The following is a 23,562-nucleotide window of genomic DNA, read 5'->3' as shown; positions in this document are numbered from 1 at the left end:
AAAATAAAAAAAGATGATATCCCGCCATTTAGAGCAGGAAAAAGTATCCATACTTTTTCCTGCTCTTTTTTGCTTCTCAAGGTATTATTTTACCAATCTATCGGTAAAAAAAGGTTTTCTTCTAATAATAGAATCATGGATAATTTTAGTGTGGGGATTTTATGATGTTTGGGGGGATGTATGAAAAATAAGAGAACCGTTGATTTTTGTAAGTCATCGTTTCGATGAGTGGCTGCACTTGAATGAATAAGAAAAAACAATGCCTTAAGATAAGATGATTTTAGATAGGCTCATGATGTTAGAACTAGAAAGGGGGACAGAACATTTGCAAATGAAAAATTTTAGAACAATAGCCACTTCGCTCTTATTATTCCAACACTGCCTTTTTCCAGTCACCATTTTTGCAGAAGAGGCACCAGTTGAAATTGACACGGAATTGGTTCAGCGTTTACAAGAGCAAAATGAACTACCAACGATCGAAAGCAACCCTCCAACGACTGAATCGACCGCAGAAGAACCTGTACATACGGAACCTGCTGAAGTACCAACTACAGAGGATTCGAATCCAGAACAACCAGAACAACCAGAAACAGTAGAGACTACGGAACCACCTATTCCGGAAACATCTGAAGAAACAGTAGAGACGACCACTCCTTCTGCAGAAGACGGGAAAGAAAGTAGTGAAGGAAATGGACTACCTTCGCCAGTTTTGCCAAAAGAGGAGGAAACAGAACAGCTGATGGTCTTGCCAGAAGCGATGCGGATGAGCACTTACTCGTTACCTAACCTTAACGAATATCGCCATCATTTAGTCGATAATGGAAGAAGTGCTTATATTGAGGGTAAGATGCAGAGAGTTACGAATAGAGAATTGACTTTAGGAGAAGGAGCAGGAGCAGTTCAAAGATTTACAGTCACTTTTGATGCGTATACGATGGTGCAAGCTCCGGGAAATGGTTGGATCTCTTGGATTGCTAGTAATTTGAGCACTGCGCCTGATTTTTATTTTCAGCAGATGTATTATGGAAATCATCCATCCTTCTCAAATCCATATACGTTGAATAATCTGAGGGGGTCCGGTGTGCCGTCTTATTTGTCTGTTACGGCAACACCTACTATTAGTGGTCGTCAAGTGACAATCGATGTGCTGATCATAAGGATGAAAACTACCACTGTTGATACGAATGAAAAGGATACTATACGTCTTTTAGGAAATTTAACAATGGGGACAACTGCTGTTGCACCACAGGTCAATAACTACTCCAAAAAAATCGCAGATGTGAATTATCCTGATGCAGTTATCGGAGAGATCATCGTGAAAAATCCAAAGCCATCTGCTGCGATCAAAGACAGCGTTGATGTAGAAGCTACTAGGAACGCTTTGTCTCAAGATACGATCAAATCATGGTTTACTACACTGCCGTCTAATTCGAATGACTACACGTTTTCCGCAACAGGTCCAGCTAGTTGGGCACCTGGCGCAACAGGAACTGCTACAGTGGTTATGAAACATAATTCGAATGGTTCGACACAAACATTCACTACTCGGTACACTGTTAGAGACACGCAAAAGCCAACCGCTAAATTCAAAAATGCTGAAATTGAAGCACGAAGAACTGGGGGGTGGACACGAGAAGATTTATTGAAATTCATTGATGGAAATTTACAGGATAACTGGAGCTTGCCAGAAAATATCCGGATCGAAGCAACAGATAATGATGGGATTTATCCACTTGCAGGAAGATCCCCTCGGGATACTTGGGCTTACGTAGATATTTATGATGAAGCTGGAAATAAATATGGTGAATATGTAGAATTTAAGATAGTGGATAAACAAGCACCAAAAGTAACTGCAAAAACTGATGTTGAGGTTGAAGCTCGTAGAAGTGGAGAACTTAGCCAAGCAGAGCTACGTCAATTCGTTACAAACATGAGCGACAACTGGACATTACCAGAGAACTTGAAAATTCATTTATTCGGTGCTTCTTCTGGTAACCCAGTATCCATTGTCGGTAGGGCACCATTTTCTTCTAATGTACACGTCCGCATACGTTTGGAGGATGAAGCAGGGAATAAGTCATCAAATATTGGCGTGGGCACAACGATACGTATTGTGGACACCCAAGCACCGACAGGAACCGTAAAAAGCGATATTACAATTGAAGCTCGCAGAAGTGGCGATCTTAGTCAAGCAGAGTTACGAGGATTTTTCTCTACGATGAGCGATAATTGGACATTGTCAGAAAATATGAAAGTACATTTCCTTGATGGAAACGGAACGGCAACAACAATTGCAGGTAGAGCACCAGGTACACATGATTTTTACCTTCAATTAGAAGATGAAGCCGGGAATAAGTCAGCACGAACGAGTGTGACGATAAGGATTGTAGACACCCAAGCACCGACAGCTACAGTCAAAACTCAAGGAGTTGAAATTGAAGCCCGCAGAATTGGAGATTGGACACGAGCCGATTTATTGAAATTCATTGATGGCGATTTACAGGATAACTGGAGTTTGCCAGAAAATATTCGGATCGAAGCAACAGATAACAATGGGATTTATCTGCTTGCAGGAAAAGCACCTGGTAATACTTGGGCTTATATTGATATTTATGACGAAGCTGGAAATAAAAATGGCAACTATGCAGAATTCAAAATCGTAGACACCCAAGCACCGACAGGAACATTGAACACCGTAGTGCCTACCTTTGAGTATCGTACCCAAGGCGATTGGAGCAGAGAAGAACTGTTGACTTTCTTTAGTGGTGAACTTTCTGATAACTGGTCAGAGCATAAAAATATCACAGCTACAATGGATCGATTCATCGTAGATTTTTCACCAAGTGTCAACTTGCAACAAGCAACATTGACTTTGACCGATGAGGCTGGAAACAAGCAAGCTTATCCTGTTCAATTTTTATTGACGTCTTTTGTGATTGAACCCAACGTACTTATCCAAGCACAACGGCTCCCAGCACTATCGAAAGAGACGATCAAGTCGTGGTTTCAAGGATTACCAAGTATGGTTGATGATCATTATGATTTTTCCACACCTGAATCAGCGAATGGCTGGGAACCAGGAAAAACGGGTCAAGCAAATGTTACGATCCGTAGCAAATTAACCAATGCAACACAACAGAAAGCAACAAACTATACAGTCGTTGATACGCAGGCACCTGAAGGAACAGTAAAATACAGACAGACATTTGAAGCAAACCGATCACGGGATTTCACACAAGAAGAATTGCGTCAGATTTTTCAAAGTTTGTCGGATAATTGGAGTCTGCTTGAGAATATTAAACTGAAAACAAGTAATTTGTCTATGTTAAGTCCCAATCATTCAGGGAATCATTATATATTAAACATTACTGCGACTGATGAAGAGAAGAACAGTAACGTTTTTGAGAGAGTTGCCGTTGTGATTGAGGATACGCAAGCACCAACTGCAACAATCAAAGGAGAAACAATCGCTGTCGAAGCTCGCAGAACTGGTGGATTGACGCGTGAAGAACTTCTTCGATTTGTAGATGGCGGTCTTTCGGATAACTGGTCACTCCCTGCTGATATTTCATTGGCAGTAGTCGTACCTCAAGGAACTGGTTATGTTGCGGTGGATGTCAATCAAAAACCAGGAACAGTCATTACAGGACATTTATTATTGACGGATGAATTCGGAAATCAAACGATCCCTGGTCCAAAGAATCAAGTAAGTTTAAACATTCGCGATACGCAAGCGCCAACAGGAACTGTAAAAGGTGAGGTGGAGATTGAGGTTCGCAGAAGTGGCGATCTTAGCCAAGCGGAACTACGAGGATTTCTCACAACAATGAGTGATAATTGGACGTCACAAGGGAATATAAAAGTTCACTTAGTTGATGCAAATGGAGCAGTAGCAACTGTTGCCGGTAAGGCGCCAGGTACGCACACTTTTTATCTCCAATTAGAAGATGAAGCAGGGAACAAGTCATTAGGGATGAGTACATCGATCCGTATTGTAGATACCCAAGCACCAACGGGAATTGCAAGAGATAATGTGGAAGCAGAAGCCCGTAGAAGTGGCAATCTCAGCCAAGCAGAGCTACGTTGGCATGTCATGTTGATAAGTGACAACTGGACATTAACAAATAATGTAAAAATACATTTAGTCGATGCAAACGGCGTAGCAACAACCGTGGCGGGTAAAGCGCCAGGTACGCATAATTTCCACCTTCAACTAGAAGATGAAGCGGGGAATAAGTCATTAGTGATGAGTGTATTGATACGCATTGTAGATACACAACGCCCTACAGGAACCATGAAAGATAATATCGAGGTTGAAGCTCGTAGAAGCGGAGACCTTAGCCAAGCAGAGTTACGGAAAATGTACACGACGATGAATGACAATTGGACGTTGCCAGAAGATATGAAGGTTCAGTTATCCTTCTATGATGGGATAACAACTGTTGCTGGCATAGCACCAGGAAAAACAGTAACGGGCGTATTTCGATTAAAAGACGAAGCAGGAAATCAGTCATTTCCAATTGGAAGCTTGATACGCATTGTCGACACCCAAGCACCAACTGCGACAATCAAAACGAAGGGCGTGGAAATCGAAGCACGAAGAACGGGCGAATGGACACGCGAAGATTTGTTGAAATTCATTGATGGCGATTTGCAGGACAACTGGAGCTTGCCGGAAGATATTCGAATTGAAGCAACTGATAATCATGGCATCATACAACTTGCTGGAAGAGGTCCTGGTGATAACTGGGCGTACATCGATATCTATGATGAAGCTGGAAATAAATATAGTAGATATGCAGAATTCAAAATCGTGGATACCCAAGCACCAACAGGCACATTGAACACTGTGATACCTACTTTTGAGTATCGTACCCAAGGCGATTGGAGCCGAGAAGAATTGTTGACGTTCTTTAGTGGTGAACTTTCCGATAACTGGTCAGAACATAAAAACATCACAGCTACAATGGATCGATCCATCGTAGATTTTTCACCAAGTGTCAGCTTGCAACAAGCAACATTGACATTGACCGACGAGGCAGGAAACAAGCGGTCTTATCCTGTTCAATTTTTCTTGACGTCTTTTGTGATTGAACCTAATGTACTTATCCAAGCACAACGGATGCCTGCACTATCGAAAGAGACGATCAAATCATGGTTCCAAGGGTTACCTAGTATGGTCGATGAGCATTATGATTTTTCCACACCAGAATCAGCGAATGGCTGGGAACCAGGGAAAGCAGGTCAAGCAAATGTTACGATCCGTAACAAAGTAACAAATGCAACACAGCAGACAACAACAAACTATACGGTCGTTGATACGCAATCCCCAGAAGGAAGAGTTAAAACAGCCAGAGTGACGATGGAAGCAGATCGATCGAGGAATTTCACGCAAGAAGAATTGCGTCAATTTTTTGAAGAGTTATCAGATAACTGGAGCTATCTCGAAGACATCACTTTGAAGAGCTCAGGTAGTTTATCTTCACTAGGTCCAAATACTGCAAATAACCATTATATATTAGCAATCACAGCAACGGATGAAGAAAAAAATAGCAAACGTTTTGAAAGAGCATTGGTTCGGATCAACGACACAAAAGCGCCAACGGGAACTGTAAAAAATGAGCATATGGATATCGAAGCTCGTAGAACTGGCGATTTAAGCCAAGATGAACTTCGCCAATTTTTTGCGTCCGTAAATGACAACTGGACATTATCTAAGGATATAAGATTCCATTTAGTCAATGCAGACGGATCAGCAACATCTATTGCAGGGATGAATCCAGGAACTTCGCTTGATGCGTATATCCAACTGGAGGACGAAGCAGGCAACAAGTCTTCACCAATGAAGATATCAGCAAACATTGTGGACACAACAGGGCCACAAGGAAAACTGAAAGAAAATTTAGCCTTCCAAAAAGGGAGTGCAGAACCAAATGCAAGAGATTATTTAGATGGGGAACCTTCCGATAACTGGACGGCACCTGAAGCAATCAAAGTAACGGTAGCCTATGAAAATAATGCGGATTTCACTGATTTAACAGTAGGAACGCATAAATTTGTCCTTACTTTAGCGGATGAATATGGGAATACAACAGATCTTTCAGGTGAGTTAGAGATCCAAATGAATTTGAAAGGATATATCGATGTGACGATCCCAGCACGTATTTCTTTTGCTGAAAGTAAAGAAAGTGGTGGAATCGTATCACCAAAATATCAAATCCAAAACAACTCTAATGAAGAACTGACTGTGTCAGTGGCGTCTATGACAAGTCAGTCTCAAACAGAGAAGCTAACAGACATCGATCTTTTAATGTCGAATAACTACAGCGATGCTACGATTCCTTTGATTGAGAACGGTCAAAATCTATCACAGAAAACAGAGTTAGTGACTTTACCGAAAAAGACAAGTTCCTTTGCCTTTTCACTTTACGGTACAGTAGGACAAAACTTTGATTTTGATAGTTTGACTGATCCGTTGAAGCCGCAGTATGCTTTACAATTCAATTTTGCGATAAACTAACATTGTTAAAAGGTGTGTGATCACTTGTGGTCACACGCTTTTTTTGTACGTTCATTTGTACGTTCAAGAAAATGTATTTCCTTTCCTTAATGATACGGAAGTTTTTATTTTGAAAAGCAAACGCTTACTCTGTAAACTCTTAGATAGAAAGAATAAAACATAAGGAGTGGAGAACAATGAAAAAAGCATTGATTATTTGCGCAGCAGGGATGTCATCTTCTATGATGGCGTCAAAGGCAACAGAACTATTTAAAGACAAAGGCGAAGACATTATGGTGGATGCTGTTTCTGCTACCGAAGGTGATAAAATGATCAAGAACAGTGACTTTGATTTATTCTTGATTAGCCCTCAAACCACAATGTTTCTGGATAAATTTGTTAAACTAGGTAAAACGGTGGATAAACCAGTAGTAAGCATCCCATTTCAAGCTTATGTACCTATTCCATCTGGCATCCAAAATTTGGCAGGGCTAATTGAGGAGAATATTTAATTAGGAGTGGGTAAAGATGAAACAGATAGAAAAATTATTATTGAGACAGTTGATCGACCACCAAGGAGAATATGTCACCAGTCGGAGTCTCGCATCTGAATTGTCTTTATCTGATCGAACGATCCGTAATTACATGAAAGTGATCAAAGATGAAGTGGAAGAGCATGGCGGAAAACTATCTGCAAAACAGGGACAGGGCTACCAACTAGAAATCTTTGATCACTTGGAATTTTCTCGTTTTTTGAAGCAAAGGGAAGTTGCTTTTCGTAGTGATTTGCAAGTCACAGAATTTTTTGAATCAGAAGATCGACAAAAGTATCTTTTGAATAAGTTATTGCTGGAAGATGAAGCCATCTTCATTGAAGACTTAGAAGATGAATTATTCATCAGTCGTTCAAGTCTAGTCAATGATATTCATGAAATCAAGAAAAAATTACTGCCCTATGCATTGAGAATCAATTCGAAACCGCATCAGGGAATGTGGATCGAGGGGCATGAGCAAGACAAACGTCATTTTATCATGGATATATTTTTTGGGAACCATTATACCAATTCACTCAAAGAATATTTGGGAACGAGTCACTTTTTTAAAGAAATCAATATTGAAGAGTTAGTGATCATCATTTTGGATGAGATAAGAGAAGTGAATCTAAAAGTATCGGATTTTATCATCCAAAATTTAACACTGCATTTAGCATTAGCGATCAAGCGTGTCAGAGAAGGGTTTCATATCGAAGGAATCCCATTGACCGAAGATATTGCGAGTCGCTTAGAATTTCAGGTATCGAAAAATATAATGGAGCGAATCGAACGAGTAATGCAAGTAGTATTTCCAGAAGAAGAGGTGTTTTATCTAGCGCTACATTTGATGGCAAAATCGAATCGAGAGGAAAAGGTGACCGATCAAGAACTTCTAGCGGAGTTAACCGTTACATTGAATCAATTCGCTCAATTTTTTCATCGTCCGTTGAATGAAGACCATCAACTGAAAAACGGCTTGCTGAATCACTTGGCACCCATGCTCGTCCGACTAGAACGAGGAATCACGCTAGAAAATCCGTTGAAAGAAGAAATAATGAAAGAAGATCGGCAAGCGTTTGAACAAACAAAACAGCTTTTTAGCCAAATGCCGTTACTAAGTAATTATGAAATCAATGACGATGAGTGGGCATATCTAACGCTGCATATCATGGCAGCATTGGAAAAAATCAAGTCCACGCATAAAATCCATGCATTGATCATTTGTGCAACTGGCTACGGCAGTGCCCAATTACTCAAAAATCGAGTGTTGTCCGAATTTGGTGAAACGATTGTCGTAACGAATGTAAAAGGATATTACGAAATCAATGAAGCTGTATTGAAAGAAGCCGATATGATCATCTCTTCGATTGATTTATCTACCATGTTTTTCAAAATACCAGTTTTGCATGTCAGTGTCTTTTTGAATAGCCAAGATATTCAGAAAATTCGTGAAACGATTGCTGAATGTCTGCCTTGTCAGAGTATAAAGAAGGAAAGCATCAGTTTACCAGCTGAGAAAAAGCAACACTACTACCAACAGTTGCTTTCGGAAAAATGGTTCACTGTCTATGCACAACAACCAACAAAAGAAGAAGTGATCCAAGAATTGCTCCAACTTTTAGGACAAGAAGAAGCAAATGAATATCTTTTTGAAATGACGGAACAAATAAAGAGACGGGAGAAGATGGGGCAGATCATCTTTAGTGAGAATATCGTCGTTCCTCATCCTGCGATTCCTATCGGAGCAACTACTAAAATCGCGGTTGCCCTTATTCCAGGAGGCATGACTTGGGATGAACATGAAGGTATCCAGTTTGTATTTTTAGTCTCACCTTCTTTTATTGAAAACGAAGGGATTACTGTAGTGACCAAAGCAATCGTCCGTTTTATCGATCGGACTGATTTACAGCACCATATTTTAGCAACACCTACATTTCACAATTTTAATGATCAATTTAGCCAAATGGTCGAGTAAGGGGGAGAAAAAATGTCTGAAACTATCAGTAGTGAAGAGTTGCAAGTAACCGCTTTCGATATCATTCTTCATAGCGGAAATGCAAGAACGCTGATTCATGAAGGGTTCAAAGACATGCGTCAGGAAAAATTTGAAGAGGCAGATGAACAGCTGACTAAAGCCAATGAGGAGATTTTACAGGCGCACAAAGCACAAACGAACTTATTGAAGGAATACGCCAGTGGACAAAAAATCGAAATGGAGATCATCATGGTTCATGCACAAGACCACTTGATGACAACGATGACCTTACTGGAAGTGGCAACTGAGATGGCGTATCTGTATCAAAAACATTCATAAAGGGGTAAGTAAGATGGGAGATGCAGAAAAAAAACAATTGGAAATAGAGAAAAAACAGTTTAGTTTGAAAATCATGTATTTCAATCGTTATCTGATCATTCGTTATCTAACAGCGGGCTTCTTTTTTATGAATCTTTACTGGTTGATTATTCTATTAGTCAGCAAAAGTATTTTTCTGATTGTTCCGATTGGACTAATCGGTTTGATCTTGCCTGCTGTGGGTGAACAAATCCGGCTCTATCGACAACATCAAAACACTGTGCCACGAACAAAACGGTACTTTAAGTGGCAAGGGATCATGAACGGGCTACTCTGCGGTCTATTATTTACGCCGTTTTATACTTCAATGTTTCCGTTTATGGTCGATAATCTATATGGGAAATTAGGGATGATCGTATTTTTAGGGAGTGGGTGCCTGATTTGTGCTCTATGTCATAAACGTTTGGAAAGCATCCAAGTAAACAAAGATCGTCAGTATCAAAGGATCAAAACATTTGAACAAGCAGCGTATTTAGGAAAGGAGAGTAACTAATGTTTAATTTTTTGCAGAAGTACTTAATGGGTCCAATGGGGAAAATCGCTCAGTTTAAAATCGTTCGTGCTGTCATGGCGGCTGGGATGGCGTCTATCCCATTCACGATCGTAGGTTCCATGTTTTTGGTTTTGAATATTTTACCGTTGCCATTTCCGTTTCTTGAAGGTTTTTTCAATAGTACCTTTTTCAAAGTCAGTGATTTATATATGATCGTTAATACAATGACGATGGGGATCTTATCCATTTATTTTGCTATTGTTTTTGCTTATGAACTGACTTCGATTGAAAAAGAAGAACAAGGATTGAATGTCAATCCGCTGACAGGTGCATTATTATCCGTCTTCGCCTTCTTCATGTGTATTCCTGAAATGGGCTTGAGCGATGGAAAAGTTCGCTTGCTTGCAAGTGTGACAGATACTGAAACTGTAGTCAGTGGTATACGGATGGGCGCATTTGTTGAACGTTTAGGCACTTCAGGTATCTTTACAGCGATCATCATGTCGATCATTGCTGTTGAACTTTATTGTATGTGTGTCAAACGTAATTGGGTCATCAAGATGCCCGATGTTGTTCCGCCAGGTGTATCTCGTTCATTTACTGCATTGATTCCTACTTTTGTCATTGCATTTGCTGTAATGATCGTTAACGGACTTTTGATTGTATTAGGCACAGATATCTTTAAAATGATCTCGATCCCATTTGGTTTCGTTACGCAGTTGACAAATACTTGGCTAGGGATCATGGTCATCTATTTCTTGATCCATGCGTTATGGATCGTGGGGATCCATGGGGCAAATATCATCACTTCCTTCTTGACCCCAATCGTGTTAGCGAATATGGCAGCGAATGCACAAGGTGCTAACTTCCCACTAGCTGGAGAGTTCAACAACTCTTATGTAACAGTCGGCGGTTCAGGAGCGACATTAGGATTGATCATTTTCATTGCTTTCTTAGCAAAATCCGATCAATTAAAAGTGTTAGGGAAAGCTTCACTGGTGCCAGGAATCTTTAATATCAACGAACCGATTATTTTCGGGATGCCAATCGTGTATAACCCATATTTAGCTGTGCCATTTTTCTTAGCACCGATGGCATCTGCTTCACTTGCTTATTTCGCAATCAAATTTGAGATCGTAAAACCAATGTTAGCACAAATGCCTTGGCCTTCACCAGTTGGTATCGGAGCCTTCGTTGGTAGTGGTGGTGACTGGAAAGCGGCTGTGTTAGCTGTACTATGTGCAATCCTTGCTTTCTTTATCTGGTTGCCATTCATCAAATTCTACGACAACAAATTGTTGACAGAAGAAAGAGAAAAAGCTGCTGAATTAGCAGCAGCTGAATAACAAATTTTGTAAAAAGAGGTTGGGACAGAAGTGTTTAACTCCGATAAATAAGAAGAAATTAACGAAAATTGCTTTTCAAATTTTTGTTAATTTCGGCTTATTTCCGAAGGAGTTGCTTCTGCTCCCACCGTTTATTCGGAGTTAGAGTCTGTGGCAAAACTGATTTTTAGTTTTGTCCCACGCTCGTTTTTTTTTTGAAATTTCCGAAAAACCTGACTTTTGGACTTTCGTTTATTCGAGAGTTTGTAGCAAACCTGATTTTTAGGGTTGCCATTCTCTTTTTTTACTCTTCAAGCAATCGTTTGACGACCTCGTAATCTCCTTCATACGGAACATCGACCCCATTGATTTTTTGATAGGGATCAACACCTTTCCCAGCAATGACAACTGAATCTGCGGAGGTACTTTTCGCTAGGGCTTTTTTGATTGCTGTTGGGCGGTCCATTTCATAATGGACATCCAAATCAGGATTAGTGATTGCCTCATTGATTTCTTCTGCGATCTTTTGTGGATCTTCAAATGCAGGATCATCTGCGGTCAAGAAGACGATATCTGCTGTTTCAGATAGAACTTTTCCAAAATCATGCCGGCGAGAAATGGCTTTATTGCCTGGACTTCCCAGTACGACAATGACTTTCCCTTTAGGATGTTCCTTTTTAGCAAATTCGAGCAAGGTTTTCAAACTTAGATAGTTATGGGCGTAGTCTACATAAACGTGGGCGCCGTTTTTTTGTACAAGTTGATCCATTCGTCCAGGAACACGGGCTTCTTTTAGACCTTGTTGCGCATCTGTGGCAGAGGCACCAGTCAATGCTGCCGCAATGATCGCGCTAGTCGCATTCTCTTGATTGAAATCACCAGCTAATTTGATCGTGTAAGTCGTATCGATCGCTAAGTTACCATGATGATTGATTACTTGGAAGGCATGGGTCCCGTTATTTAAACTTTTGACTTCGTAATCTGCTTGTGTGGAACGACCATAAACAATGGCAGGAATACCATAGACATTAGCTGTTTCTTTCAGCAAATCAAAATGATCACTTTCATGGTTCAAGATCACTTGCTTTGAATTTAAGATCAACTGACGTTTGCAATAAAAATAATCATCGAATGTCGGGTGTTCGATTGGGCTGATATGGTCAGGTGAAATATTCAAAAAGATCCCAACATCTAAAGTCAGTCCATAAACACGTTGTGTCTTGTAAGCTTGAGAAGAAACCTCCATCACCAAATGGGTCATCCCATTATTTACAGCTTCGGCCATCATACGATATAGATCTAAGGATTCCGGCGTTGTTAAATGAGATTTGAAATACGTTTTTCCATCCAGTGTTGTATTCATCGTGGAAAGCAGCGCTGTTTTGTTTGCTGTTGTATAGTCTAGGATCGCTTTAGTAAAGTAGGCAGCAGTGGTTTTGCCTTTTGTCCCAGTATAGCCGATCACTTGCAGATCATTTTGTGGATAGCCGTAGAACGCCATAGAAAGGATCGCCATTGCTTTCCGGATATCGGTCACGATGATGCCGACTGCCGACTGTTCGTAAGGTTGTTCTGCTACATAATACAGCAATCCTTGTGAGACGGCACTTGTTAGATAGTCTTCTTTAAAGTTTAATCCTTTACAGAAAAATAAAGTCTCGGCATCGACTTGCCGGGAATCATAGCTTAATTTTCTAAAGGTAAACTGATCAGGGGCGTCTAAATGCCACCCTTTTTCAGAAACAAATTCTTTTAATAGGTTTTCTTTCAATAATAAGTTGCGGACATCTTCTAAAGAGAAGTTCACTGGATCATCCCTCACTTCATTTTCGTTGGATTTCTTGATTCATTATAGCACATTCAAGGCAACTTGCTAGAATGACGAAAGTCAGGTAGGAAAATTCACTGGATGTAGCGAATAGCGAACGGTAGCCGCAAGAAAAAATAAGTGAGTTTCTCTAGATAGATGAGAAACAGTAGGAGAGGGAGGCATACTAGTCACTTGTATCTCCTGCTAAATCAAGCGAGAGGGTCGAAGTATTTTCAGGAAAGCAGCGAGGAGTTCTCAAAATTTTGCAAGATGATTTTTCGGACGTTCCATTTTAGCCCCTTCATATAAAAATAAAAAAGCAGAGACATAAGAAAACGCTATCTATTTTGAAGGTGCTGTCAGGAAATCCATACAAAAAAGATTGCTAGTTTTGCTTTTTGCAATTAAAATAGTGGTAATGCTTTGTAGAAAGTTGGAATCGAATCGATGAATACTCAACGAAAATCAGCAACTGAAGATTTGTCCCCACAAGAGAAGATGGCAAGAGGTTCTGCTTGGATGACTGCTAGCAATATCATTTCTCGCTTACTTGGGGCTGTGTATATTATTCCATGGTATGCCTGGATGGGCGAAAATGCGAAAGCTGCCAATGGATTATTCAATATGGGCTACAATATCTATGCATTGTTCTTACTGATTTCTACGGCTGGGATACCGGCCGCAATCGCCAAACAAACGGCTCGCTACAACTCATTGAATGAATATGGTACTTCTCGGAAGTTGTTTATTCGAGCGTTACAGATGATGGGTGTCTTAGGTATCATATTTTCCGTATTTATGTATGTGGCTTCTCCTTGGTTGGCACATGCTTCTGGCGGTGGGGAAGACCTGATTCCGACGATGCGTTCGCTCAGTATAGCTATCCTCGTCTTTCCTTGTATGAGTGTGATCCGTGGATATTTCCAAGGCAATCAGGAAATGATGCCGTATGCGCTCTCACAAATCGTTGAACAAGTGGCGCGGATCTTTTATTTGTTACTCACGACGTTTATCATCATGAAGGTCATGAAGGGGGATTATGTCACTGCAGTTACGCAATCGACATTTGCCGCATTTATCGGAATGGTGGCAAGTATCCTCGTCCTGCTTTATTTTTTGAAAAAACACCAACGCTATTCCTCTGCCCGTGTGCAGTACAGCAATAATCAAGTAAATATCGCAACGAAAGAATTACTGGTAGATACGATCAAAGAAGCGATCCCATTTATCATCGTTGGTTCTGGTGTGACGATTTTTAAATTAGTGGATCAGTTTACGTTTATCAAAATCATGTCTGCCACTACCGAGTACTCTAAAGAACAGTTGTTGGATCTTTTTTCGATCTTTAGTGCAAACCCCGATAAGCTGACAATGGTCGTGATCGCATTAGCGACATCGATTGCAGCTACTGGATTACCATTGATCACAGAAGCGGTGACATTGAAAGACCACCGAGGACTAGCCAAACTAACGAGTGGGAACCTCCAACTCTTCTCTTTCTTTATGTTTCCCGCGACGTTTGGGGTAATGCTTTTATCTTACCCGCTGAATACTTTGTTTTATACCCCAGATCGATTAGGAAGTCATGTATTGATCCAAGCAAGTTTTGCCGGTCTGTTCTTAGGGCTTTATATGCTTGTTTCCAATATGCTACAAGGAATGTTTGAAAATGCGGCTGCTATCCGTTACTTAGCGATCGGCTTTGTCGTAAAACTGGTCTTGCAGTACCCAATGATTCGTCTATTCGAAGTCTACGGTCCTTTATTTGCAACGATGATCGGCTTTGCCGTATCATGTACGTTGATTTTGAAAAAAATCCACCAAGTCGCTCATTTTAAACCAAGTTTCGTTTGGCGAAGAACCTTACTGATCTTTATCCTGACAATGATGATGTTACTTGTAGCCTGGATCACAAAATTGTTTTTCGGCCTCTTCTTGAGCCAAGAAAGCAAGTTCCAATCCCTGTTGTTGATCTTACTGGTTGCAGGAGTAGGTGGTTTTGTCTATGCCTACCTTGCCCTTAAACTTCGATTAGCAGAACGCTTATTAGGACCAAGCATGATCCGGTTACGTCATCGTTTAAGAATCAAATAAACAATCAAAGGAGTTAAAGATCATGCGTGTCATTATCGTTAACTCCTTTTTCAATGAAAGAATGGAAGTGAGTCTATGCGTTTAGATAAATTTTTAGCAGAAGTCGGCATCGGCAGTCGCAAAGAAGTAAAAGTGCTTATCAAAAAAGGACAAATAAAAGTCAATGAAGAAGTCATCAAAAGTGATAAATTCCAAGTGAAGGAATTTGACGATCAAATCACTTATCTGGATGAACCGTTAGTCTATCAAAAAGATTTTTATTATGTTTTAAACAAGCCAGCAGGTGTCATTTCAGCGACACAAGACAACTATGAACAAACAGTTATGGATCTGTTAAGCGATGAGGATTATCGAGAAGATCTTTTTCCTGTAGGGCGTTTGGATAAAGATACCGAAGGATTATTGATCCTCACCAATGATGGAAAATTGGCCCATCGGTTGCTCTCGCCTAAAAAACATGTAGAAAAAGAATACTTTGCGAAGGTCAAAGGTGTGATGACAGAAGAAGATATTGACAGTTTCGCACGTGGACTAGTCATTGACAAAGGGGAGCAAACATTACCTGCACAACTATTCATTGATTCCATCGATCATGAAGAAGAAACATCAGCGATCCGCTTGATCCTCCATGAAGGAAAATTCCATCAGGTAAAAAGAATGGTACAGGCAGTCGGCAAAGAAGTGACCTACTTAAAACGGCTTCGCATGGGTGGTTTCCTATTGCCAGAGTCATTAGACAACGGCGAATATCGGGAACTGACAGAAACTGAATTGCTCCAGTTGCAAGAACAGAATAAATAAAGTGAGAAAAGCAGGATGTCAGCGCTATCGTTGGTGTTCTGCTTTTTTACCATCAACTTAGCTATGTTGTCACATCCATCGGTTTTAGCAAGTATTCGTTCAGCAACAATTCCCATAAATCCCTTCTTATTTCTCAGAGTGAAACACGTCTATCCGACAGCTTCTCTATAATTTGTTTCATTTTATCTATAGTTTGTTTATTTATTCTTGCTTTTGTAAGCGCTATAATTGCGTTGTGAATGACATGAAAGGAGTTTTAAGATGAAAAAGAGAAAGGGGTTAAATCATTTTTTTGCTAATTTATGGAGATATAAAGCATTAGTTTTTATGGCGATCCCGGGTATGCTCTGGATGATTTTTTTCTTTTATATCCCCGTATTAGCCAATGTTGTAGCTTTCAAGAACTTCCATATTTCAGCTGACGGATTTTTAGCTAGTTTGCGAGAGAGTCCGTGGGTCGGTTGGGACAATTTCAAATTTTTATTCTCTTCGGATCAAGCTTTCTTGATTACTAAAAACACCGTTCTATATAATGTGACATTTATTCTATTAAACTTATTGATTTCCGTTGTATTTGCTATCATCATGAGTGAGTTGAGAAATAAACGTTTAGTAAAAGTCTATCAAACGATGTCGTTACTTCCATATTTCTTATCGTGGGTCATTATCAGCTATTTTGTTTACGCTTTCTTGAGTCCGGATAAAGGGATCTTCAACCAATGGATCACGGGACATGGTGGCGAAGCAATCAATTGGTATAACGAACCGAAGTATTGGCCATTCATCTTAGTCTTTATTGGAACATGGAAAGGTATCGGATATAACAGTATCATTTACTTTGCTTCAGTAATGGGGATCGATCCAACTTACTATGAAGCAGCGATGGTCGATGGCGCAAGCAAATGGCAGCAGATCAAGCATGTGACACTGCCTCAATTAGTACCATTAATGACGATCCTGACGATCTTAGCTGTCGGAAACATTTTCCGTGCAGACTTTGGTTTGTTCTACAATATTCCGAGAAATTCGGGGGCACTTTATGATGTAACACAAGTGTTGGATACTTATATTTATAATGGCTTGACCTCTACAGGTGACTTTGGGATGACTGCCGCAGCTGGCCTGTATCAATCGGTTGTAGGGTTTGTCTTATTGATGATCACAAATACGATTGCACGTCGCTTCGATAGCGAATCTGCATTGTTCTAAGGGGGAGAAAAAATGAAAAAAAAGAAAGTTGAACGAGTCCAAATTCGCTCATTTAATAAAACAGCGAATTTCTTCTCCAATATATTGATTGCAATTTTTGCTCTTTCTTGTATCTTGCCATTTCTGTTTGTTGTTGCTATTTCTTTTACCGACGAATCAGCACTATCCACAAATGGATATAGTTTTTGGCCAGAAAAATTCAGTACATTTGGCTATACCTATCTTTTCGGGCAAATGCAAGATAAGATTTTCCAAGCCTTGTTCGTGACGATTCTCGTAACGGTACTAGGAACGTTGATCAACAGTACCGCAACTTCGTTATACGCATATGCGATTTCACGATCGAACTTTCCATTCCGTCGCTTCTTTACCGTTTTTTGTTTGATCACCATGCTGTTTTCACCAGGGATGGTAGCGAACTACTTGGTCATGACGAACCTTTTACAATTAAAAGATACCATCTGGGCATTGATTTTACCGATGGCGGTCAGCCCATTCAATATTATTGTGATGCGTACCTTCTTCAAGCGTTCAGTCTCTGATTCGATCATTGAATCAGCTAGGATCGATGGGGCGACTGAATTAAGGATTTTCGTTCAGATTGTTTTACCTTTAGCGATTCCAGGGATTGCGACCATTAGTTTATTCGCAGCCCTAGGGTATTGGAACGACTGGTTTAATGCCTTGCTTTACATCCAAGATGATAAATTAGTTCCTTTACAGTATTTATTGATGAAGATCCAAAGCAACATTCAATATTTGACACAAAATTCAGGAGCGGGGAGTCAATTATCAGGCGGACTTGCTTCTGTTCCGGGAGAATCAGCTCGAATGGCTATCGTCGTTATCTCAACATTGCCGATCGCAATCAGCTATCCATTCTTCCAGAAACATTTTGTTAAGGGTTTAACGATTGGTGGAGTAAAAGAATAATGCAACAAAAAATAAAAACTTATTTAGGAGGAAGAAAAATGAAGTTATGGAAGAAACTAGCCTTTACAGGGGTTTCCGCACTGATGGTAGGAACGTTGGTAGCTTGCGGATCAGGTTCAAAAGATAAGGCCGATGCAAGTGACTCAACCACGCTACAAATGTATCAAATTGGGGACAAACCAGATAATTTTGATCAATTGATGGATGTCGCAAATAAGAGAATTGAAGATAAAATCGGTGTGAAAGTGAATATCAACTACATTGGTTGGGGCGATTACGAGAAAAAAATGAACGTCATCATCTCGTCAGGTGAAAATTATGATATTGCTTATGCCAATAACTATGTATCGAACGCTCAAAAAGGCGCATTCACCGATTTAACAGATCTAGCACCAAAATATGCAAAAGAAGCGTATGACTCTTTAGATGAGGCATATATAAAAGGAAACTTAGTCAATGGGAAATTGTATGCCATGCCAGTTAACGGGAATGTCTTTGCCCAACAAGTATTGACATTCAATAAACCGTTGCTTGATAAATACAATTTATCTATTGATGGAATTGAAACATATGCAGATGCAGAAAAAGTCTTGAAAGAATTCCACGAAAAAGAACCAAACACAGCAGCGTTTGCGATTGGACAAGGGTTCAGAGTCCAAGGAGATTTCGATTATCCATTAGGAAATGTATCACCGTTTGCTGTTGACTTGAACGGAGATAAAACAAAAATCATCAATCAATATGAAAATGAATCATTTGTCGAAATGTTACGTACGATGCACAGCTGGTACAAACAAGGATTGATCCCAAGTGATGCTGCAACAAGCAACAAAGATTATCCTTTAGAAGGAAACACTTGGTTGATGCGTGGAGAAACACAAGGACCTTACGATTATGGCGATACGATCTTAACGAATGCAGCAAAACAAGAATTGGTTTCAAAAGCAATCACTGTACCATTGAAATCAACAGCACAAGCACAAATGGCAAACTTCGTTGTTTCTAATACCTCTAAGAACAAAGAAAAAGCAGTTGAATTCTTGGGATTACTAAACAGTGATCCAGAACTGTTGAATGGCTTAGTATGGGGAATCGAAGGCGATGCATGGGAGAAAGATGGCAATGACAAGATCAAATTGCTAGATGGCTACCAACCAAATATGCATATGTCTGCTTGGAATACAGGAAACAACAAGATCCTTTACACACAAGACACGATCACAGATGAAATGATCGCTAAAAGAGATCAATCGATTGCGGATGCAGAAGTATCACCAATCTTAGGATTCAGCTTCAATACAGATAACGTGAAAACAGAAATGAGTAACATTTCAAATGTCATGAACCAATATTTGGATGGCTTGAATACAGGAACAGTTGATCCAGATGAAACATTACCTAAATTGATGGATGCTTTAGATAAAGCAGGTTATGACAAAGTGTTGACGGAAATGCAAAAACAATACGATGCATTTCAAAAAGAAAGTAAATAAATAAGAAGCTAAGTCAAAGTGCTAAGCTCCTAAAGATAAGCAGAATTTTTCCGAAAATTGCACTTCAGATTTTTGGTTGATTCTGCTTATTTTTTAGTAAAGTAAACGTTTATAAAAAGAAAAATAAATTAGGGTATCGTAGAAAAAGTGTGGTTTACTTATACGTTGCTCTTGTATAATGAAAAGGAATACAAGTCGTTCTTGGAGGGGATAGTTATGTTAGGGAAAGCATTGGAAACATTATTTATCAGAGTCTGGGTCGTTATGAAACTGACGTTATATTTTTGGGCATACACAGTACTTGGAGGGATCGTTCTAGGGATTGGTCCAGCATGCAAGGCTGTGAATGAACTATTTTATACGTACGAGTTTGAGTATAAAGAAATTACGTTTAAACGAGGATGGCAAATTTTCAAGCAATCGTTTAAGCGAGGAAATCTGTTGTTTGGTTTATTTTTAGTCGTTGCACTTTTGCTTGGTTATAATTTGTATCTATCCGTTCAAATCAAGGGAATCTTGTTTTTAGTGATCGATTTTGTACTTATTTTTGCCTTGCTTTATGCTTATGCAACGTATCAATATAGTTTGATCTTAGATAGTGAATATGAAATCTCGCTACCTAATTTACTAAAATTAAGTTTTGTCTCTAGTTTCTCTAGTTTTCCCGCATTTTTAAAATTACTGATCGGCGGGGGCATCATTTTCTGGATCACTTGGAATTACAAGGGATTGATTCTTTTCGGTTTGATCGGACTGCTCACCGTTTGGAACGGCTTGGTGACCAAACAGTGGCGGGAAAAGTTAGACACGCAATTGGAAAGTTATGAGTAAGCTAAGTATCTTATTTGCGAAGGGGACATTGTTGAATCGGTTGCTGAGAAAGTATGCGCTGGTCATGATCTTATTGACGATGTTAGCGACAGGGATCATTAGTGTCCATACTTGGATGCAAACACAAGCACAAGCAGAACAAATGACGAATGAAGCACTGCAAAGCACAAGTCGGACACTGAACGACAAAACTACCCTAAGTAAAATCATCAAAGATCAGTTATTCGGAAATTCAGAAAAAATCGAGAATGCGACCACTTACTTGACCAAACCCATCGATCAGTATTTGATGTATGCCTATGACCAACAGCAAAACATAGCAGATTTTCAATCCTTTCCCAATCAAATGCGGGATATCTATGTGAATTATGAAGAAGTCAGTACTTTGTATGTCGTTTTTAGCCAACTGCCTGAATACTTTGAATCATCAAGGGAGAACAAAGGAGGTACTATTCACAGTGGTACGCCAAAGCTTTCAGATGCATTTTATATTAAACTGTCCATCACACAAGGTGGGAGTGAAGTAGGGAGTATCTTTGTTGGCTTTGATAAACAAGAACTGGACGCTACCTTGGAAAGCCTGAATTCTTTCAACGGGTTGTCGTTGTATATGATTTCAGGAACGACGAATCGGCTCTATACTTTCCATGACAAGGGTATGCCTAAAACAGTATTGACGATGCAAGAGCAGACGATCCTAAAGAGCCTCCAAAAAAATTCTACATTGCCGATCGAAGAGTTGAATCAGCGCAACTTTGTCCGCTATCAGCGATTGCCAGATGATTATCGAGTATTAGCTACTTTGGATCGCCAGTCCGTTTGGCAGGCAATTGCCAGAAATCTTGCACCTTTAGTGGTTGGAGTGATCATTTTAGATGGCGTCCTCCTTTACTTTTTGTACCGCACGTTCAAACGTTATTCGCAACAAGTGGATATCGTGATGTCCGCAATGGATGAAACTGCGAAAGGAAATCTGGATACACGCATCGATACTACTTTGACAGAATATGAATTGAAGGATCTGTCGGTCGGTATCAATGAAATGCTAGATAGTATCAATCAGTTTGTGGAAGACATCTATAAATTGGAAATCAAACAACAAGATGCGCATATGCGTGCACTGCAAGCGCAGATCAACCCACATTTTTTATATAATACACTGGAATATATCCGAATGTATGCCCTAAGTGAAGGAAGCGAAGAACTAGCTGATGTAGTTTACGCATTTTCGGCGTTGTTACGGAACAATACAAACCAGGAAAAAACGATCAGTTTAAAAGAAGAGCTGGATTTTTGTGAAAAGTATGTCTATTTATATCAAATGCGTTATCCGAACCGCATTGCCTATCATTTTTCTCTTGCTCCCGAGCTAGAAAAAATCGAAGTGCCCAAGTTTGTGATCCAACCTTTGATCGAAAATTATTTCAAACACGGGATCGACTTTACTCGTTTTGATAATGCATTGAGTGTCAAAGTCTTTCATGAAGGGCAGCGAGTAATGATCGTCGTCAAAGATAACGGTAAAGGGATCACACCAGAACGCATTGAAGAGATCGAAGCTAGACTGGCACAACCCAAAGTCGAACTTTACCAATCGATTGGTTTGCAAAATGTCAATGAACGGTTACGTGCTAGCTTTGGCAGTAGTTATCAAATGAGATTGACAAAAAATAAAGAAGGAGGTCTAACGGTTACTATCACATTCAAGGAAAAGGGGAAGAAAGATGTATCGAGTGTTATTAGTAGATGATGAATATATGATTTTGACTGGACTAAAAAAGATCATTGACTGGCCAAGTCTAGGATTTCAAGTGGTAGCAACTGCCGAAAATGCTATGCAAGGACTATCAATACTAGAAAACCAGAAAATCGATTTAGTCATAACAGATGTGACGATGCCTGAGATGAATGGTCTTGAATTTATCGAAGCGGCACAAAAAGAACACCATACATTTGAATTTATGATACTTTCTGGTTATCAGGAATTTGATTATCTAAAGAGCGGGATGCAACTAGGTGCGGTCAATTACCTGATGAAGCCAGTCAATAAAGCAGAACTAAGTGACAGCCTGAGAAAAGTGAAGCAACGGTTAGATCAACAAAATGAGCAAAAAAACCAGCAAGAGATTTATCAAGAAGTCCTTTTTAGTCAATGGCTCAATGAGGAACTTGATGAATCAAGCGAAGAAGAGCTGTTAGCAAAAATAGGGGGAGAGCAAAGACGTATTTTATTGGCCCAGCTCCCACGGACGATGGAAAAACCAGTCTATGAGTGGCTGAGAAATCAGCAAGAATCCTTTTATTCACAACGAAATTTCGGTGAGATGCTTCTGTTTACACTGTTGCTGAATGAAACAGCTATTTCAAGATTTTGTCGTTTTATCCAAAACCAGTGTACCGATCAAGAGTGGTTCATCAGTATAGGGGATGAAACAGCAGATCCAGATAAGATACCTGAAAGTTACCAACATGCAAAGGATAATCTACAGTTGCACCAGTTTTATGGGGAGAAAGACCAACAAATCTTTTTTGCAGAGCAAGCCGCAGCGGAAGAACAGGCCATTGACTTTTCTTCGTTTAGCCGCTCACTTCAAAGTGGTCAACTGGACGTAGCACAACAGATGGTGACCGATTTTTTTGAGCAGTTTCAGACAGCCGTCATGACGCCAGAAGATATCCGGCATTTTAGCTTCTTACTGTTCATGGATATCCAAAGAGAATTGATCAGTTTAGAAGATGAGGAATACTTCAAAGGGATACAGTACATCAATCAGGCTAAAACAGTGCAAGAACTCCATGAATTATTGCTGTCTCTGATCAAAGCCCAACAAAAACAAAAAAAATATAGTGAGAATGTTGAGCGAGTGATCTCGATTTTACATGAACAGTTCAAAGAACCATTGACCTTGAAAGATGTCTCCGAGAACTTGCATTTGAATGTCATGTATCTTGGACAATTATTCAAGAAAGAAACGAAAAAAAGTTTTTCTGCCTACCTCAATCATTTGCGTATCGAACAGGCAAAGTGGCTGCTCCTCCACAGCAATCAGAATATCAATGAGATATCTGCTGAGATAGGTTATAATAACACGACTTATTTCTCTAAACTATTCAAAAAGATCGTAGGCAAATCTCCAAAAGATTACCGAGAAGAACGAGGTTGAACAACTCCATAGATTGAGATCGAG

15 protein-coding genes are annotated in these 23,562 nt (G+C 39.8%); 14 read left to right on the top strand and 1 reads right to left on the bottom strand.

The window, feature by feature from the left end:
* Window positions 1-331: 331 nt before the first annotated feature.
* The 6 genes from ED2_RS03140 to celB all read left to right on the top strand — a co-directional run bounded on the left by ED2_RS03140 (window position 332) and on the right by celB (window position 11,224).
* Window positions 332-6,520, top strand: a complete 6,189-nt coding sequence (locus tag ED2_RS03140) for an ICP22 family protein (protein WP_231369437.1) — start codon at window positions 332-334, stop codon at window positions 6,518-6,520.
* A 176-nt stretch (window positions 6,521-6,696) separates the two neighbouring features.
* Window positions 6,697-7,011 carry a PTS cellobiose transporter subunit IIB gene (locus ED2_RS03135; RefSeq protein WP_005877971.1) on the top strand — a complete coding sequence of 105 codons (315 nt, stop codon included), beginning with the start codon at window positions 6,697-6,699 and terminating at the stop codon, window positions 7,009-7,011.
* Between the two features lie 16 nt (window positions 7,012-7,027).
* A complete protein-coding gene (locus ED2_RS03130; protein WP_005877970.1) occupies window positions 7,028-9,007 on the top strand; it encodes a BglG family transcription antiterminator in 1,980 nt (659 codons plus the stop codon).
* A gap of 12 nt (window positions 9,008-9,019) precedes the next feature.
* Window positions 9,020-9,346 carry a PTS cellobiose transporter subunit IIA gene (locus tag ED2_RS03125; protein ID WP_005877965.1) on the top strand — a complete coding sequence of 109 codons (327 nt, stop codon included), beginning with the start codon at window positions 9,020-9,022 and terminating at the stop codon, window positions 9,344-9,346.
* 13 nt (window positions 9,347-9,359) lie between these two features.
* A complete protein-coding gene (locus ED2_RS03120) occupies window positions 9,360-9,878 on the top strand; it encodes a hypothetical protein (protein ID WP_005877962.1) in 519 nt (172 codons plus the stop codon).
* Window positions 9,878-11,224 (top strand): PTS cellobiose transporter subunit IIC, encoded by a 1,347-nt coding sequence (celB, locus tag ED2_RS03115; protein WP_005877960.1) that lies wholly within the window; start codon window positions 9,878-9,880, stop codon window positions 11,222-11,224. The genes ED2_RS03120 and celB overlap by 1 nt, the downstream gene beginning before the upstream one ends.
* 283 nt (window positions 11,225-11,507) lie before the next feature.
* On the opposite strand, the gene ED2_RS03110 is transcribed toward celB, so the two are convergent.
* On the bottom strand, window positions 11,508-13,010 hold the full coding sequence (locus ED2_RS03110; RefSeq protein ID WP_005877958.1) for a UDP-N-acetylmuramoyl-L-alanyl-D-glutamate--L-lysine ligase: 1,503 nt from the start codon (window positions 13,008-13,010) through the stop codon (window positions 11,508-11,510).
* A gap of 450 nt (window positions 13,011-13,460) precedes the next feature.
* Between ED2_RS03110 and ED2_RS03105 the strand changes: the two genes are divergently transcribed.
* The 8 genes from ED2_RS03105 (at window position 13,461) to ED2_RS03070 (ending at window position 23,538) form a co-directional block, all read left to right on the top strand.
* Window positions 13,461-15,107, top strand: coding sequence for a putative polysaccharide biosynthesis protein (locus ED2_RS03105; protein ID WP_016177811.1), 1,647 nt, complete (start codon window positions 13,461-13,463; stop codon window positions 15,105-15,107).
* A gap of 75 nt (window positions 15,108-15,182) precedes the next feature.
* Window positions 15,183-15,908: a pseudouridine synthase gene (locus tag ED2_RS03100; protein ID WP_005877953.1), complete on the top strand. Its 726-nt coding sequence runs from the start codon at window positions 15,183-15,185 to the stop codon at window positions 15,906-15,908.
* Window positions 15,909-16,169: 261 nt separating this feature from the next.
* The gene (locus ED2_RS03095) at window positions 16,170-17,117 is read left to right on the top strand and encodes an ABC transporter permease (RefSeq protein ID WP_005877947.1); all 948 of its coding nucleotides are present in this window, start codon (window positions 16,170-16,172) and stop codon (window positions 17,115-17,117) included.
* Between the two features lie 12 nt (window positions 17,118-17,129).
* Entirely contained in the window at window positions 17,130-18,050 is a 921-nt protein-coding gene (locus ED2_RS03090) for a carbohydrate ABC transporter permease (RefSeq protein WP_005877946.1), read from the top strand.
* Between the two features lie 38 nt (window positions 18,051-18,088).
* Entirely contained in the window at window positions 18,089-19,543 is a 1,455-nt protein-coding gene (locus tag ED2_RS03085; protein WP_016177812.1) for an ABC transporter substrate-binding protein, read from the top strand.
* A 216-nt stretch (window positions 19,544-19,759) separates the two neighbouring features.
* Window positions 19,760-20,374 carry a YesL family protein gene (locus tag ED2_RS03080; protein WP_005877942.1) on the top strand — a complete coding sequence of 205 codons (615 nt, stop codon included), beginning with the start codon at window positions 19,760-19,762 and terminating at the stop codon, window positions 20,372-20,374.
* Window positions 20,367-22,124 (top strand): sensor histidine kinase, encoded by a 1,758-nt coding sequence (locus tag ED2_RS03075; protein WP_016177814.1) that lies wholly within the window; start codon window positions 20,367-20,369, stop codon window positions 22,122-22,124. Before ED2_RS03080 ends, ED2_RS03075 begins: the two co-directional genes overlap by 8 nt.
* Entirely contained in the window at window positions 22,099-23,538 is a 1,440-nt protein-coding gene (locus ED2_RS03070; protein WP_016177815.1) for a response regulator transcription factor, read from the top strand. The genes ED2_RS03075 and ED2_RS03070 overlap by 26 nt, the downstream gene beginning before the upstream one ends.
* The last annotated feature ends 24 nt before the right edge of the window (window positions 23,539-23,562 follow it).

The organism is Enterococcus durans NBRC 100479 = LMG 10746 (genome assembly GCF_001544215.1).
Lineage (GTDB): Bacteria > Bacillota > Bacilli > Lactobacillales > Enterococcaceae > Enterococcus_B > Enterococcus_B durans.
Note: the sequence above shows the minus strand (reverse complement) of the source record. Positions and strands in the feature narration are given on the sequence as shown.

Excerpts from the sequence above, each read along its gene's own strand:
- ED2_RS03140 (WP_231369437.1), top strand. The coding sequence starts at position 332 with ATGAAAAATTTTAGAACAATAGCCACTTCGCTCTTATTATTCCAACAC.
- ED2_RS03135 (WP_005877971.1), top strand. The coding sequence starts at position 6,697 with ATGAAAAAAGCATTGATTATTTGCGCAGCAGGGATGTCATCTTCTATG.
- ED2_RS03130 (WP_005877970.1), top strand. The coding sequence starts at position 7,028 with ATGAAACAGATAGAAAAATTATTATTGAGACAGTTGATCGACCACCAA.
- ED2_RS03125 (WP_005877965.1), top strand. The coding sequence starts at position 9,020 with ATGTCTGAAACTATCAGTAGTGAAGAGTTGCAAGTAACCGCTTTCGAT.
- ED2_RS03120 (WP_005877962.1), top strand. The coding sequence starts at position 9,360 with ATGGGAGATGCAGAAAAAAAACAATTGGAAATAGAGAAAAAACAGTTT.
- celB (WP_005877960.1), top strand. The coding sequence starts at position 9,878 with ATGTTTAATTTTTTGCAGAAGTACTTAATGGGTCCAATGGGGAAAATC.
- ED2_RS03105 (WP_016177811.1), top strand. The coding sequence starts at position 13,461 with ATGAATACTCAACGAAAATCAGCAACTGAAGATTTGTCCCCACAAGAG.
- ED2_RS03100 (WP_005877953.1), top strand. The coding sequence starts at position 15,183 with ATGCGTTTAGATAAATTTTTAGCAGAAGTCGGCATCGGCAGTCGCAAA.
- ED2_RS03095 (WP_005877947.1), top strand. The coding sequence starts at position 16,170 with ATGAAAAAGAGAAAGGGGTTAAATCATTTTTTTGCTAATTTATGGAGA.
- ED2_RS03090 (WP_005877946.1), top strand. The coding sequence starts at position 17,130 with ATGAAAAAAAAGAAAGTTGAACGAGTCCAAATTCGCTCATTTAATAAA.
- ED2_RS03085 (WP_016177812.1), top strand. The coding sequence starts at position 18,089 with ATGAAGTTATGGAAGAAACTAGCCTTTACAGGGGTTTCCGCACTGATG.
- ED2_RS03080 (WP_005877942.1), top strand. The coding sequence starts at position 19,760 with ATGTTAGGGAAAGCATTGGAAACATTATTTATCAGAGTCTGGGTCGTT.
- ED2_RS03075 (WP_016177814.1), top strand. The coding sequence starts at position 20,367 with ATGAGTAAGCTAAGTATCTTATTTGCGAAGGGGACATTGTTGAATCGG.
- ED2_RS03070 (WP_016177815.1), top strand. The coding sequence starts at position 22,099 with ATGTATCGAGTGTTATTAGTAGATGATGAATATATGATTTTGACTGGA.